This window comes from Arthrobacter sp. E70 (assembly GCF_058266945.1).
In genome coordinates this window covers 90,312-105,421 of record NZ_JBYQFR010000009.1, presented here as the reverse complement: position 1 = coordinate 105,421, position 15,110 = coordinate 90,312, and the positions used below count along the sequence as shown (strand labels likewise).

At 69.1% G+C, this 15,110-nt stretch carries 12 protein-coding genes; 10 read left to right on the top strand and 2 right to left on the bottom strand.

Features of this window, described 5'->3' with window-relative positions; genetic code table 11:
- Window positions 1-82: 82 nt before the first annotated feature.
- Together AC3IMC_RS13250 and AC3IMC_RS13245 are read right to left on the bottom strand one after the other, a co-directional pair.
- Window positions 83-1,342: an FAD-dependent oxidoreductase gene (locus tag AC3IMC_RS13250; protein WP_490919007.1), complete on the bottom strand. Its 1,260-nt coding sequence runs from the start codon at window positions 1,340-1,342 to the stop codon at window positions 83-85.
- On the bottom strand, window positions 1,335-2,618 hold the full coding sequence (locus tag AC3IMC_RS13245) for an MFS transporter (RefSeq protein WP_490919006.1): 1,284 nt from the start codon (window positions 2,616-2,618) through the stop codon (window positions 1,335-1,337). The genes AC3IMC_RS13250 and AC3IMC_RS13245 overlap by 8 nt, the downstream gene beginning before the upstream one ends.
- A 48-nt stretch (window positions 2,619-2,666) precedes the next feature.
- On the opposite strand from AC3IMC_RS13245, the gene AC3IMC_RS13240 reads away from it, so the two are divergent.
- The 10 genes from AC3IMC_RS13240 to AC3IMC_RS13195 all read left to right on the top strand — a co-directional run bounded on the left by AC3IMC_RS13240 (window position 2,667) and on the right by AC3IMC_RS13195 (window position 15,069).
- Window positions 2,667-3,482, top strand: a complete 816-nt coding sequence (locus tag AC3IMC_RS13240; RefSeq protein ID WP_490919005.1) for an IclR family transcriptional regulator — start codon at window positions 2,667-2,669, stop codon at window positions 3,480-3,482.
- Between the two features lie 102 nt (window positions 3,483-3,584).
- Window positions 3,585-4,715 (top strand): cupin domain-containing protein, encoded by a 1,131-nt coding sequence (locus tag AC3IMC_RS13235; RefSeq protein WP_490919004.1) that lies wholly within the window; start codon window positions 3,585-3,587, stop codon window positions 4,713-4,715.
- A complete protein-coding gene (locus AC3IMC_RS13230) occupies window positions 4,715-5,557 on the top strand; it encodes a fumarylacetoacetate hydrolase family protein (protein WP_490919003.1) in 843 nt (280 codons plus the stop codon). Before AC3IMC_RS13235 ends, AC3IMC_RS13230 begins: the two co-directional genes overlap by 1 nt.
- Complete coding sequence (locus AC3IMC_RS13225; RefSeq protein WP_490919002.1) at window positions 5,557-6,315, top strand: maleylpyruvate isomerase family mycothiol-dependent enzyme; 759 nt, start codon at window positions 5,557-5,559, stop codon at window positions 6,313-6,315. The genes AC3IMC_RS13230 and AC3IMC_RS13225 overlap by 1 nt, the downstream gene beginning before the upstream one ends.
- Window positions 6,316-6,486: 171 nt before the next feature.
- Complete coding sequence (locus tag AC3IMC_RS13220) at window positions 6,487-8,079, top strand: PucR family transcriptional regulator (protein ID WP_490919001.1); 1,593 nt, start codon at window positions 6,487-6,489, stop codon at window positions 8,077-8,079.
- The gene (locus tag AC3IMC_RS13215; RefSeq protein WP_490919000.1) at window positions 8,076-9,029 is read left to right on the top strand and encodes a glutaminase; all 954 of its coding nucleotides are present in this window, start codon (window positions 8,076-8,078) and stop codon (window positions 9,027-9,029) included. Before AC3IMC_RS13220 ends, AC3IMC_RS13215 begins: the two co-directional genes overlap by 4 nt.
- 42 nt (window positions 9,030-9,071) lie before the next feature.
- Window positions 9,072-10,820 carry a thiamine pyrophosphate-dependent enzyme gene (locus AC3IMC_RS13210; protein WP_490918999.1) on the top strand — a complete coding sequence of 583 codons (1,749 nt, stop codon included), beginning with the start codon at window positions 9,072-9,074 and terminating at the stop codon, window positions 10,818-10,820.
- Window positions 10,821-10,922: 102 nt separating this feature from the next.
- Entirely contained in the window at window positions 10,923-11,681 is a 759-nt protein-coding gene (locus tag AC3IMC_RS13205; RefSeq protein ID WP_490918998.1) for a LamB/YcsF family protein, read from the top strand.
- Window positions 11,678-13,318, top strand: coding sequence for a 5-oxoprolinase subunit B/C family protein (locus AC3IMC_RS13200; protein WP_490918997.1), 1,641 nt, complete (start codon window positions 11,678-11,680; stop codon window positions 13,316-13,318). Before AC3IMC_RS13205 ends, AC3IMC_RS13200 begins: the two co-directional genes overlap by 4 nt.
- An 11-nt stretch (window positions 13,319-13,329) precedes the next feature.
- Window positions 13,330-15,069, top strand: a complete 1,740-nt coding sequence (locus AC3IMC_RS13195; RefSeq protein WP_490918996.1) for an acetyl/propionyl/methylcrotonyl-CoA carboxylase subunit alpha — start codon at window positions 13,330-13,332, stop codon at window positions 15,067-15,069.
- Window positions 15,070-15,110: the final 41 nt, after the last annotated feature.

The window sequence follows — 15,110 nt, the reverse complement described above, 5'->3', positions numbered from 1 at the left end:
AGCGTCCTGGCCCGCACCACAAAAGGCGGGCGTACGACGGCGGGAGCCACCCGCCGTCGTACGACCGCCTGGGGTGTGGCGCCTAGGCGCCGACGAGGCTTCCCTTGGCCGCAGCGCCGGCCGGAACCTCGGCGGGAACGCCGGGCTCCCCGCGGCCGTACAGCCAGTCGTTGTACTGGAAGTTGTTGTCGCCGCGGCTCTTGAAGAGCATGTTCCGCAGGACGCGTGCCACGCCGTCCACGTGCCAAGACTCGCCCCAGATCCGGGCGGTGCGCTGGACCTTGGCAGTGCGGGCGGCGCGGGCCTCGTTGAACTCCTGGAAGGCGGCTTCCCAGGCCCCCGGGTTAACGCCCTCGTCCGTGAACACCAGTCCCTGGGTGGCGTCCTGGAGCACGGCGGCGTCCTCGAGCGCCTGGCATGCGCCCTGCGCCAGGTACTGCAGCATCGGGTGGGCGGCGTCGCCGATCAGGGCCATCCGTCCGGCAACCCAGTTTTCGATGGGGTCGCGGTCGTACATGGGCCAGCGGATGCCGGTGGCCAGGTTCTTTAGGGCCTCCTGCACGGCCGGGACGCAGCCGGCGTAGGCAGCCTCAAGCTCGTCAACGCCGCCGTACTGCTCCTCGCCGCGCTCGAAGGACGCGGACTTGAAGACGGCCACGGTGTTCAGCAGCTGGCCCTTGCGCAGCGGGTACTGGACCAGGTGGCAGTTCGGGCCAAGGTAGACAATGACGTCCTCCAGGTCCGCGGCGGGGGTCTCCTCCGTGATCGGCACGGTGCCCCGGTAGGCCACGTAGGCGGAGGAGACGGGACCGTCATTGGCGACGGCGGCACGCAGGGTGGACTTCAAACCGTCGGCGGCCAGGACGGCGTCGGCCTCGAACACCTCGCCCTTGGCGGTGTAGGCCCGCGCCTTGTCCCCCTCGGTCTCGACCTTCTGGACCAGGACGTCGTTCACCAGGGTGACCCCGGCCGCCTGGCAGGCCTCAAGCAGGATCCGGTGCAGGTCGCTGCGGTGGATCACCACGTACGGGGCACCGTAGCGCTCCTCGAACTCGCCGCCGAGGGTCTGGCGGGTCAGTTCCTCCCCCGTGACCGCGTCGCGGAACACCAGGTGCTTGGGCTGGACGCCGATTTCCAGGGCTTTCTCGAGCAGGCCCCAGCGCTTGAGGACGCGGGAGGCGTTGGGCGCCATCTGCAGGCCGGCCCCCACTTCGCCGAAGGCCGGTGCCACCTCAACGAGCGTGACGTCGGCGCCGTTTTCGCGCAGTGCCAGCGCTCCGGCCAGCCCGGCCATGCCGCCACCCACCACGAGGACATCGGTGGACTCTTTGACGTTAGACATTGGAAACTCCTACTGCTGTCGATTTCTTGATTTTGGTGCCGATGGCCGCGAGCAGGACTGCTGCTGCGCCGGCGGCTCCGGCAAATGCCAGGAAGTTGGAATTGACGCCCAATCCGGCGGCAAGGAGGAGGCCGCCGGCCTGCGGGGCGGCCACGGCGCCGATCCGGCCGACGCCAAGCGCCCAGCCGAGTGCGGTGCCGCGCAGGTGCGCCGGGTAGTGGCTTGCGACGGCGGCGATGATGAGGCATTGCGTACCGTGCGTTCCCACGCCGGCGAGCACCAGCATGAGGTAGACGACGGCGACGGGCGGCCCGGTCACCAGGACCACCAGGGCGGCGGCGGCCACAGCCGCTGCCGCGATCGCGGTCGGGACCGGCCCGAACCTGGTGCCCGCCCAGGCGGTCAGCACGGACCCGGCCACGGCGCCCAGGTTGAGGGCGAGGGCGAACGTCAGGGCGGAGCCCAGGTTGTAGCCGGCCAGCTGCATGAGGTTGGGCAGCCAGGTTCCCAACCCGTACCAGGCGAAGAGGGTTACCAGGGTGGCGATGGCGAACAGGACACTGGCACCCACGAACGGTGCCCGGAGCAGGGACCCAAAACCCGCGGGCTCCTTGGCCGCGGCACCGGAGCGTTCGGATGGCAGGGTCTCGGGAAGATAGCGAAGGCCCAGCGGGACCACCACCACCAGGGCCAGCACGGCCACCAGGAACATCACGGGCCAGCCGAATGCCGGAATGAGCGGGATGCCAACCAGTGCCGCGATGGAGCCGCCGATGGGAACGCCGGACATCATGAGCGTGGCGATGGTGGACCGCCATTTTTCCGGAACCAGTTCGGCAACGAGGGCATTGGCGGACGGCACCAGGCCGCCCAGGCCGATGCCGGCCAGCAGCCTCAGGACGCCGAAGACCGGCGCGCTGGGGGCGAACGCGCAGAGGATGGTGAAGACAGAGAAGACGACGGCGCAGCCGATGATGGTGCGGCGGCGGCCCCAGGTGTCGGACATCCTGCCCGCGAAGACTGCACCGATCATCATGCCGACGAATGCCATCGACCCGATGGTTCCGGCCGTGGCCTTGGTCAGGCCCCAGCCGGTATCGCTGATGAGTGAAGCCTGGACTGTGCCGTAGACAATCAGGTCATAACCGTCGAACACGACCAGCAGCCAGCACACCAGGACGGCGAGCACGGAACGCCGGTGGAACCCGGAACGGCCCGCGCCCGGAGTGGGGGCGGCCGCGCGCTGCGGCGCTGCAGCGGAAGTTGTGTGATTCATGCCACCACTCTGCTGGCGCGGTACCCGCCGCGCCCATAAGATTCTGGCATGCAGAATCTTCCGGCGCGGCGGAAGCCCACCTACTCCATTGAGGCCGTGGACAACGCCCTGCAGCTCCTCCAGCTCCTGCGGGACGTTGGCAGCCTGCGACTGAAGGACGCTGCGGAGGAACTCGGCGTGGCTCCTTCCACCGCCCACCGGCTCCTGGCCATGCTGGTGTACCGCGGCTTTGCGGTGCAGGATGAAACGCGCCGTTACGTTCCCGGTCCGGCGATGGGTGCGGGTCCGGCGGGCTTCAGCTGGACCAGGCAGCTGCGGGACCTGGCGCGCCCGCACATGGAACTGCTGTGCGCCCGCACCAACGAGACCGTCAACCTCATGATCCGGGTGGGCACCAAGGTCCGGTTCCTGGACACCGTGGAAAGCACCAACATCCTTCGGGTGGGCGACCGGCAGGGCACGCTGCTGCCCGCGCACAAGGCATCCGGCGGCAAAGCCATCCTGGCCGAGCTCGACCCCGCCGTGCTGGAGCAGCTGTTCCGCAGCCCGAACGCAGAACTCGCCGGGGACTACATTCCCGACGACGAGTACCCGGCGTTCCTGCGCGAGCTCGAATCTATCCGCGCGAACGGGTTTGCCGCCAATTTCGAGGGCACGGAGGAAGGCATCAGCGCCTTCGGGATGGCGCTGCACAACGGCAAGGGCATGGTGGTGGGGGCGCTGAGCGTGGCCACTCCGGTGGCCAGGTTCCGGAAGCTGTTCGACGCGGGGCTGGTGGGCGTCATGATGGAAACCCGGCGGCAGCTGGAGATCGACATCGCCGCGAATCCGGTGGACGGCAACGGGACATCAAAGCCGGAGTGAGCGGGCCTCTTTTCTGCTCTACAGAATATGCTCGGGATCACAGCCCCACCTCCTTAGTGTCGGATGCACGTCGCAGTCAGTCCGCATGCAAGGAGAAGGCCAGTGTCGATCAGCGCTGAAAACCAAACGCACCAGTCAGTGGCGCAGGAACACCACGTTCCCGAGCCCACCCCTGAGGAGGCTGTCCAGCTGGAGCAGCTGTACCGGGACTTTGACAAAGAGAACCTGATTCCGTTGTGGACGGAGATCGCGGACCTGATGCCGATGGTCCCGTCGCCCAAGGCCGTGCCCCATGTGTGGCGGTGGGATGACCTGTACCCGCTGGCCGCCCGGGCAGGAGACCTGGTGCCGGTGGGCCGCGGCGGGGAGCGCCGGGCGATCGCGCTGGCCAACCCGGGCTTGGGCGGCACTCCGTATGCCACCCCCACCCTCTGGGCTGCCATCCAGTACCTGGGCGGCCGCGAAACCGCCCCGGAACATCGCCACTCCCAAAATGCCTTCCGCTTCGTCGTCGAAGGCGAGGGCGTGTGGACCGTGGTGAACGGCGATCCCGTGCGGATGTCCCGCGGCGACTTCCTGCTCACCCCTGGCTGGAACTTCCACGGCCACCACAACGACACCGACGAGCCGATGGCCTGGATCGACGGCCTGGACATCCCGTTCGTGCACTACGCCGACGCGGGGTTCTTCGAGTTCGGCACGGAGCGCGTCACCGACGAGGCCACCCCCGACATCTCCCGCTCCGAGCGGCTCTGGGCCCACCCCGGCCTGCGTCCGCTCTCCGGCCTTGAGAACACCACCAACTCCCCCATCGCTGCCTACCGGTGGAAGTACACCGACGCCGCCCTGCGCGAACAACTACTGCTGGAGGACGAGGGCCATCCGGCCACGGTTTCCCAAGGCCATGCCGCCATCCGCTACACCAACCCCACCACCGGCGGGGACGTGATGCCCACCATCCGCGCCGAGTTCCACCGCCTCCGCGCCGGCGCCTGGACCGAAACCGTCCGCGAGGTCGGCTCCAGCGTCTGGCAGGTCTTCGACGGCACGGGCACCGTCACCCTCAACGGCGAAACCCGGGTCCTGGCCAAGGGCGACCTCTTCGTCGTCCCCTCCTGGGCCGCCTGGTCCCTGCAGGCGGAATCGGAATTTGATCTGTTCCGGTTCTCCGACGCCCCCATCTTTGAGCGCCTGAACTTCAACCGCACCTACATCGAAGGACGCACCAAGTAATGAAACTCCTCACCCTCCGCCTCGACAACGGCAGCACCGGCACTGGCAACACCGTGGCGGTCCGCCAGGACGGCGACACCCTCACCGAGATCCCGGGCTTCTCCGACGTCGGGGCCCTGCTGAAGGACCCCGCCTGGGAAGCCACGGCGAAGGCGGCCAGTGGTGCAACGCACCCCTTGGATGGCGCAGACCTTGCCGCCGTCGTGCCCGCCCCGGGCAAGATCATTTGCGTGGGCCACAACTACCGCAACCACATCAAGGAGATGGGCCGCGAAGTCCCGGCCCACCCCACCCTGTTCGCCAAGTACGCAGAGTCCCTGATCGGGCCGAACGACGACCTGGCCCTGCCCCAGGAATCGGACACCGTGGACTGGGAAGCCGAACTCGCCGTCGTCATTGGCAAGGCCGGTCGCCGGATCCCCGAAGCCGAAGCCGCCCAGCACATTGCCGGGTACGCCGTGCTCAACGACATTTCCATGCGCGACTACCAGTTCCGCACCGTCCAGTGGCTGCAGGGCAAGACCTGGGAAAAGTCCACCCCCTTCGGCCCCGCCCTGGTCACCAAGGACGAATTCACCCCCGGCCCGCTGATGACCTCCGCGGTGGATGGCGACATCCAGCAGAGCACGCCGACCTCGGACCTGGTGTTCACCCCCGAATTCCTGGTCTCGTACATCTCCACGATCATCACGCTGAACCCGGGCGACGTGATCGCCACGGGCACCCCCGGCGGCGTGGGCCACGCCCAGGACCCCAAGCGCTACCTGCAGGAAGGCCAGGTCCTGGTGACCACCATCGAGGGCCTGGGCCAGCTGACCAACCGCGTGGTCAAGGAAGCCTGATGGTCGCCCGGCACGACCAGGCCACCGATCCCGTCCTGCTCGACGGGCTGCTGCAAGCCCGGCGCGGCACCGCGTTCTTCGCCCGCAAGCTCAATGAGCTTTCCGACGCGGACCTGGACGGGGACTCGCTGCTGCCGGGCTGGACCCGCCGCCACGTTGTAGCCCACGTGGGCTATAACGCGCGGGCCATCGCACGGCTAGTCGAATGGGCAGCCACCGGGGTGGAGACACCCATGTATCCGTCGGTGGAGGTCCGCAACCACGAGATCGACTTCGGCGCCACCCTTTCCCCCATCGCCCTGCGGAACCTGTTCGACCACTCCGCGGTGCACCTGAACGTCGAATGGCGCGACCTGCCCGCCGACAACTGGCACCACAAGGTCAAAACCGTCCAGGGCCGGACCGTCCCGGCTGAAGAAACCGTGTGGATGCGCACCCGCGAGGTCTGGGTGCACGCCGTGGACCTGGACAACGGCGCCACCTTCAAGGACATCCCCGGACCCGTCCTGGCCCGGCTCCTCACGGACATCACCGGCGCCTGGCACGCCCGCGGCACGGACAAGGACCTTGTGGTCGAGGTCACCGGCCAGCCCTCCGCGATGGTCTTCGGCGACACGGCAGCCGCCTCGCCCACCGTCGTCTCCGGCTCCCTCGCCGCCGTAGCCCAGTGGGCCACCGGCAGGGGCACGGACGGAACCACCGCAACCCACGGCGACGGGCCGCTGGAGCAGGTACCCGCCGCCCCTGCCTGGATCTAGCGTGAAGGCGGGCCAGGGGCTGGGTTAACCGGGTCCTGGCCCGCCTCAGGCCGGGAACCAAAAAACCGCCGTAAAGGTTGGACGGCGATCCATATTTCGGGGACTTTGCGCTGGATACCATGAGGTGACCGGACAGAGCCGTCCGGCGGGATCGACGCAAAAGGAACCCCCATGTCCGTGGTTACGGTGGATGACATCCTCTCGGACCTGCCCCTTGGTTTCGCCAGCCTCATCCTGCGGCCCGGCCCGTCGGCGCGTGCCATCGAACGCTTCCTGATCGTCGACGCCGACGACGAGGCAGTCGACGCCCGCGGCGCCTTTGTCCTGCTGATCGGCGTCCGGGGACGGTCGGCCCTGCCTGCCCTGCGGCGGCTCCTCAAGGACCCGCCGCCCGTCGTCGCCGTCAAAGGCAGCCGGGCGGACCTTGCCGAAGCCGAGGAACTCCTGCTCTCCGCCGGAGCCGGCCTCCTGCTCGTGGACCCCGCCGCCGACTGGGACCGCCTGCTCTCCATCGCCAAGGACCGGATCCAGCCGCGGAGCTACCAAAGCGAAGTCCTGACCCTGCTGGAAGAAGACCTGTTCGCCATCGCGCAGACCACGGCACGGCTGACGTCCAGCCATGTGGTGATCGAGGACGCGGCGAACAAGGTCCTTGCCTACTCCACCGTCACCAACGACATCGACGAACTGCGCAAGGCATCCATCCTGGCCCGCCGCGGCCCACGGAAATACGAACTGCTGCTCAAGGACCTCGGCGCGTACCGGGAACTCCACCGCACCCGCAAACCTGTCCGGGTGCCGGCCCGCCCCCAGGACGGGCTGCGCGAACGGGTGGCCATCGCACTGTTCGCCGGCGAGCGCATCATGGGCTACATCTGGCTCCAGGAGACCGGCGAGGGTTTCGGTGACGACGTGGAATACGTCCTCACCGGCTCCGCCGCGCGGGCTTCCGCCGAATTGATCCGCTACCGCAACCAGCAGTCCGTGCATATGCGGGAGGACCGGATCGTCCGACTCCTGTCCGGTCCCGCGGAGGCCGCCGCCAGCGCCCACAGCGGGAAGATACCGGCGGAACGCCCGGCGGCCCTGATCCTGCTCGGCATGTCGGACGCCGACTCCCGCGCCGATGACGCCGCTCTCAAGCACGGAGAACTGGCCAACCTCGCCTCCATCCACGCCGCCGCCTACAAGCCCTCCGCCGTCGTCGGCCAGTTCAATGGCGACACCGCCGTGATCGTGCCGGACCTGCACTCAAGCACCGCTGAACAGGGACTGCGGTCCCTGGCCGATGCCATAGTGCGGGATGCCGGGAAACACCTCGGCATCACCGCTGTCGCCGCGGTGGGCCCCATGGTTCCGGACCTGCTGTCCCTCCACACGGCCACCCGGATCACCGAAGCCCTGCTGGCCTGCATGGGAGGCTCCGGAACACGCGTGGCCGGCGTGGGCGATTTCGAAGCGGAAATCCCCTACCGCGAGGCGGTCCGGAACTTCTCCACCTCCCCGTTCCGCCACCGCAGCCTGGCCGCGCTGCTCCAGGAGGACGCCGAACTCGCCGAAACCCTCCGCGCCTACTTCGATGCCTCCTTTGACGTGGCCGAGTGCGCACGACGGATGAAACTGCATAAAAACACGGTCTACTACCGGGTGGGCAAGGCCGCCCGGGTGACCGGACTCGACTTCGGCAACCCGCGCGATTCCCTGGTGGCACTGCTCCACATCCAGGAATGGGCCGCCGCCAACCACCCAGCAGGCAGGAAATGACGACAACACTGGACACCGCACCCCTGGACGCGCTCATCGACGACATCGTCCGGGACCACCGGCCCCGCCGGGAGACGGGCACCGTCCCCCGCAACATCCCCTTCCTGGCAGACGTTCCCTACGACCGCTTCGGCATCGCCATCGCCACCACCTCCGGCGACGTCTTCAGCTCGGGCGACGCGGACGTCCCTTTCTCCATCCAGAGCATCTCCAAGGTCTTCACCCTGGCCATGGCGCTGCAGGGCACCCGGGCCGGCCGGCTCTGGTCCCGCGTCCTGCGCGAGCCCTCCGGCACGTCCTTCAACTCCCTGGTCCAGCTCGAAGCCGAACACGGCATCCCGCGCAATCCCTTCATCAACGCCGGCGCCCTGGTGGTCACCGACCACCTGATGGAAGAAACGCCCGACGCCGCCACGCAGCTTCTGCGGTTCCTCACCGAACAGGCGGGAAACCAACAGCCGGGGCCGGGGAGGCAGGTTCCTTTCATTGACGAGGCGGCCGCAGCCGGCGAACTGGCCAGCAGCAGCCGCAACCTCGCCCTGGCGCACTTTTTGAAGGACTTCGGCAACCTGACCCAGCCAGCCGGCGCAGTGGTGGAAAACTACGTCCGCCAATGCTCGATCATGATGAGCTGCGTCCAGCTGGCCAAGGCCGGTCTCTTCCTGGCCCGGGACGGCCAGGGCTGCAACGGAACAGTCCTCTCCCGGAATGAAGCGAAGCGCGTGGGCTCCATCATGCTGACCTGCGGCATGTATGACGCCGCCGGCGAATTCGCCTACCGCGTGGGACTTCCCGGCAAAAGCGGCGTGGGAGGCGGCATCCTGGCCATCGTCCCCGGCCAGTGCGCCATCTGTGTCTGGAGCCCGCGCCTGGACGCCAAGGGCAACTCCCTCGCCGGCACCGCAGCCCTGGCCGACCTCTCGGACCGCACCGGCTGGTCGGTCTTCTAAAGTTTCCGCCGCATAACCCTGCCCATCCAACAGAGAAAGAACATGACACCAGAGCCGCAGTCCGCCCTGACCACCCACCCGCCACGTGCCGCCGCACAGCTGCCGGCCGCCGTCGAACGCCGTGACCGCCAGCCCGGCCAAGCGGATCCCGCACAGCACGCACTGAAGTCCGCCGGACACGTCATCGTCGATTCCCTGGCGGCGCACGGCGTGGAGCGCAGCTACGTGGTTCCCGGCGAAAGCTTCCTGGACGTGCTCGATGGCCTGCACAACTCCAGTATCGAGACCGTCGTCTGCCGCCACGAAGGCGGAGCCGCGTACATGGCCGAGGCCGACGGCAAGATGAACCAGCGCCCCGGCGTGGCCATGGTGACCCGCGGTCCCGGCGCCGCGAACGCCCACGTGGGGCTGCATACCGCCTGGCAGGACTCCACCCCGCTGCTGCTGTTCGTTGGCCTTATTCCCTTCGCCCACCGGGACCGCGAGGCGTTCCAGGAGTTCGACATCAAGTCCTGGTTCGACACCGGGGCCAAGCGCGTCATGGTGCTGGACCACCCGGAACGCGCGTCCGAGATCGTGGCGGAGGCCATGTTCGCTGCGATGAGCGGACGGCCGGGACCCGTGGTGGTGGGCCTGCCCGAGGACGTCATCAGGCAGCAGGTCCCCGCCCGGCTGCACCCGCCGATCCCGGTAGCCGCCGGAGGCATGGGCAGCGCCGACGCCGAGGCGCTGGCGGCCGCGCTCGCCGCATCCAGCAAGCCGCTCTTCGTCACCGGCGGCAACGACTGGACCCAGGATGCCGCAGACCGGCTCACGGCGTGGCTGGAACGGCACCGCATCCCCGCCGCGGCTGAGTGGCGCACCCAGGGGACGGTCCCCTTCGACTCGCCCTCCTACGTGGGGCCTATCGGGTACGGCCGGCCCCGCCCCACCTACGACCTGCTGGAAGAGACCGATCTGCTGGTGTTCGTCGGGACCGTCCCGGGCGACGTCATCACGGACGGTTTCGTCTGCCGGCAGGACTGGGACAAGGAAAATTTCCTGGTCACGGTGGACCCCTCGCTGCGGGGACGGTCGGGCCCGGTGTCCCGGCAGATCCTGGCCAAGCCGGACGCGTTCGTCCGCGGCCTCGAAGGAATCACCCTGCCGGTAAAGGAGGAGTGGAAAGCGTGGACGGGCAGGATGCGTGCCGAGCAGGAACGCTTCGCCGCGCTGCCGCCGGCTGCTCCCGCGTCAGGAAAGGCCCGGATGGACACCCTGATGGCCAACCTCGTCCCCAGGTTGCCGGAGGATGCGGTGGTGACGTTCGGGGCCGGCGAACACACGAACTGGGCGCACCGGTACTTCCCCACCCGCCGCTACGCCTCCATGCTCAGCGCCCGCAACGGCTCGATGGGATATTCCATCCCCTCCGCGGTTGCGGCCTCGCTGGCAGAACCACGACGGCGGGTTGTCACCATCGCCGGGGACGGCGAGTTCCTCATGAACGGACAGGAGCTGGCCACCGCCGCCCAGTACGGCGCCACGCCCCTGGTGATCGTCATGGACAACCAGGAGTACGGCACCATCCGCAGCCACCAGGAACGGCACTACCCGGAACGGATTTCGGGCACGCAGCTGAAGAACCCGGACTTCGGGCTGATGGCCAGGGCTTTTGGAGGTTTCGGCGTCACCGTCACCGCAGACCGGGGCATTCCGGCCGCCCTCGATGCCGCTTTCACGGCCATCGACAAGGACGGCGTTTTCGCCCTGGTCCACTTGGTGGTGGAGCAGCGCGTCAAAGCGTATTGAGGGCCTGTTCAACAATTTCATGAACTAAAGCCGCCGAATTGTTGAACAATCCAAGATTCTCGTGCATCCTGAAGTAACCACTTAAAGGAGACGGGAATCACTATGGCCTTCATTGACCTCAACAGCGACGTAGGGGAATCCTTCGGGAACTGGACGATGGGCGACGACGCCGCGATCTTCCGCTCGGTCTCCAGCGCCAATGTGGCCTGCGGCTTCCATGCCGGAGACCCCACCACCATCGCGCAGACATGCCGCGACGCCGTGGCCGCCGGGGTCACCATCGGCGCCCACGTGGGCTACCGGGACCTGGCCGGCTTCGGCCGGCGCTTCCTGGACTGCTCCCCCACGGAGCTCGCCGACGATGTCCTGTACCAGCTGGGCGCCCTGGATGCGCTTGCCCGCTCAGCGGGCGGGCGCATCCAGTACGTGAAGCCGCACGGCGCGCTGTACAACACCATCGTCACGCACTGGGCCCACGCCCAGGCGGTGGTGGACGCCGTGAAGGCATTCGGCGGGGACCTGCCCCTGCTCCTGCTCCCCGGCTCCGCCGCCCTCACGGCGGCCGAGGCTGCCGGCCTGCGGGGCGTCGCCGAAGCCTTCGCGGACCGCGCCTACAACCCCGACGGCACCCTGGTCTCGCGCCGCGAGAAGGGCGCCGTCCTGCATGACCAGGACATCGTGGCCGCCAACATGGTCCGCCTGGCCACCGAGGGGACCATCACCGCCCATGACGGCACGGTCATCAGGACCAGCGCGGAGAGCATCTGCCTCCACGGCGACACCGAGGGTGCGGTGGCCATGTCCGCCGCCGTCCGCCGCGAACTGGAGGCCGCCGGCGTGGGCATCAGGAGTTTCGTGTGAGCTCCCCCGCCATCCGCTGGGCCGGCCCGCGGGCCCTGCTCATCGAGCTCGATTCCCTGCCTGACGTCCTGGCCCTGCACGCCCAGCTGCTGCAGAATCCGCCGGCAGGCCAGGTGGACGTCCTGGCCGCGGCGCGGACCGTCATGGCGGTCTTCGACTCCACTGCCAGTGCGCGGGCAGCGCGGGACGGCATCACCTTCGCGGATCCCGGCGCGTCCAACGGACCGGCTGCCGACGGGGAGCCCGTGCGGATCGAGGTGGTCTACGACGGCGAGGACCTCGCCGAAGTGGCGGCCCATACCAGCCTCAGCACCGACGGCGTGGTGGCCGCCCACACCGGGCAGCTATGGACGGCGGCCTTCGGCGGCTTCGCCCCGGGCTTCGCCTACCTGGTGGGCGAGAATGAGGCCCTCAACGTTCCCCGGCGGACCACGCCGCGCACGGCGGTGCCCGCAGGTTCGGTGGCGATGGCCGGCAACTTCTCCGCCGTCTACCCCCGCAGTTCACCGGGCGGCTGGCAGTTGATCGGCCGCACCGCCGCCCGGATGTGGGACCTGGACCGCGACCAGCCGGCGCTGGTGCGCCCCGGCCAGCGGGTCCAGTACGTGGCCGTGCGGGAACTGGTGGAGGTTCGCGGCGGGACTGAAGAAGCACCCGATGCCCAGCACGCCCAGGCCCAGCCGGCGGGGACCGGCCCCGCCCTGGAAGTCATCACCCCCGGCCCCCAGTCCCTGATCCAGGACCTGGGCAGGGCCGGGTACCGCGATCTCGGCGTCTCCGCCGCGGGCGCCGCGGACACCGCCAGTGCCCGGCAGGCCAACCGGCTGGCAGGAAACCCGCCCGGCGACGCGGTGGTGGAGAATGTCCTCGGCGGCCTGGCCGTCCGGGCCAGCGGCGAACTGACCGCGGCCCTCAGCGGGGCGCCCGTCACGGCCAGCATCGACGGGCCGCACGGCTCCCGCCGGGCCCCCATGTACGGACCCTTCGCACTGCACGACGGCGATACCCTGAGCCTGGACCAGCCCTCCGCCGGCCTGCGCACCTACCTGGCCGTCCGGGGCGGAATCGACGTTCCACCCGTCCTGGGAAGCCGTTCAACAGACCTGATGTCCGGCATTGGACCGGCACCGCTGGCGGCCGGAACCGTGCTTCCGGTTGGCGCTGTGGACCGTGGACGGATCGTGGGCGACCCGGAACCGTCCACGCTGCCACCCGACGTGGCCGCCGGAACCGCCGACCGGCCCGTGATCCTGCGCATCACCCCCGGCCCCCGCCAGGACTGGTTCACCGCTGAATCCCGCGCCGCCCTCACCAATCAGACGTGGACCGTGACCGCGGAGTCCAACCGCATCGGAGTGCGGCTGGACACCACCGGAAGCGGCACCGCGCTGGAACGGGCACGGACCGAAGAACTCCCCAGCGAAGGCGTGGTGGCCGGCTCGCTGCAGGTGCCGCCGTCGGGCCTTCCCGTCCTGTTCCTTGCCGACCACCCGGTGACGGGCGGCTACCCCGTGATTGGCGCCGTCATCCCCGAGGATCTGCCGGCGGCAGCGCAGCTCCCGCCCGGCACTCCGCTCCGGTTCACCGCCGTGGACCCGGAAACACTGCGGCCCCTGACCTCCACCCCGAGCCTGTGAAAGAAGCCACCATGAAGAAAGTCCTGATCGCCAACCGCGGCGAAATCGCCGTCCGGATCGCCCGTGCCTGCACTGACGCGGGGCTGGCATCCGTTGCCGTCTACTCCGACCCCGACGCCGACGCCCTGCACGTGCGCCTCAGTGACGAGGCCTACCCGCTGGAAGGCTCGGCCAGTTCCGACACCTACCTCAACATCGGAAAGCTCCTGGCCGTCGCGGCCCGTGCCGGCGCAGACGCGGTCCACCCCGGCTACGGCTTCCTGTCCGAAAACGCGGACTTCGCCCAGGCTGTGCTCGACGCCGGACTCACCTGGGTGGGCCCCTCACCGGAAGCGATCCGCAGCCTGGGCAACAAGGTCACCGCCCGCGAGATCGCCGTGCGCGCCGGCGCTCCGCTGGTGCCCGGCTCCGACGGTCCGGTGGCCGACGCCGCCGAGGTGCGCGCGTTCGCGGAGCAGTACGGTGTTCCGGTGGCCATCAAGGCGGCCTTCGGCGGCGGCGGACGCGGCCTGAAGATCGCGTACCGGCTCGAAGACATCGATGACGCCTTCGACTCCGCCGTCCGGGAAGCCACCGTGGCCTTCGGCCGGGGCGAGTGCTTCGTGGAACGGTTCCTGGACAAGCCCCGCCACGTCGAAGCCCAGGTGCTGGCGGACACCCACGGCAACGTGGTGGTGGTGGGCACCCGCGACTGCTCCCTGCAGCGCCGCAACCAGAAGCTGGTGGAGGAAGCCCCCGCGCCGTTCCTCACCGCCGACCAGCGCAGCCGCATCCATGAGTCAGCCCGGGCCATCTGCCGCGAAGCCGGCTACACCGGCGCCGGGACGGTCGAATACCTGGTGGCGCCGGACGGCGTGATCTCCTTCCTGGAGGTCAACACCCGCCTCCAGGTGGAGCACCCGGTCACCGAGGAAACGTCCGGGATGGACCTGGTGCGCGAACAGTTCCGCATCGCGGCAGGGCTCCCGGTCTCCGTCACGTCGGACCCGGAGCCGGTGGGCCATGCCATCGAGTTCCGGCTGAACGCCGAGGACGCCGGCCGCGGCTTCCTGCCCTCCCCCGGCCCCGTGGATGTCTTCGAAGCCCCCACCGGCGCGGGCATCCGGGTGGATTCCGGAGTGCGCTCGGGCTCCGTGGTGCCGTCGGAATACGACTCCCTGATGGCCAAACTGATCGTCCACGGGGCGGACCGGGCACAGGCCCTGCGGCGTGCCCGCGCTGCCCTGGACGAGTTGCGGATCGAAGGTGTGCCCACCGTGGTTCCCTTCCACCGCGCCGTGGTGCGCGACCCGGATTTCACCGCGGAGGACCGGCTGGGCGTGTACACCACCTGGATTGAGTCCGCTTTCGCGGGCCGGCTGGAGTCCGCCCTGGACAGCTTTGCCGCCGGCCCGGTGGCACGGCGGGAGACGCTGACCGTGGAGATCGATGGCAAGGCGGTCCAGCTCGGCCTCCCTGCAACAGTCTTCAACGCGCTGATGCACGGTGGCGGCGGACCCGCCGCGCCGTCCGCGTCCGCCGCCGATGCGCCTGCTGCGAACGGCCACGTCACGGCCCCCATGGGCGGAAATCTGGTCAAGTGGCTGGCCGATGACGGTGCGGAGCTCGGCGCCGGACAGCCCGTTGCGGTCTTGGAGGCCATGAAGATGGAAACGGTGGTTTCGGTGGAAGAGGCGGGGACGTTCCGGCGGGGCGCGCAGGTGCCCGGCACTGCCGTGGCGCGGGGCGAGGTGCTGGGCACGGTCGCCTGAAACCGTCGCCTGGAAACCGTCGCCTAGACTGGTTGTCCACG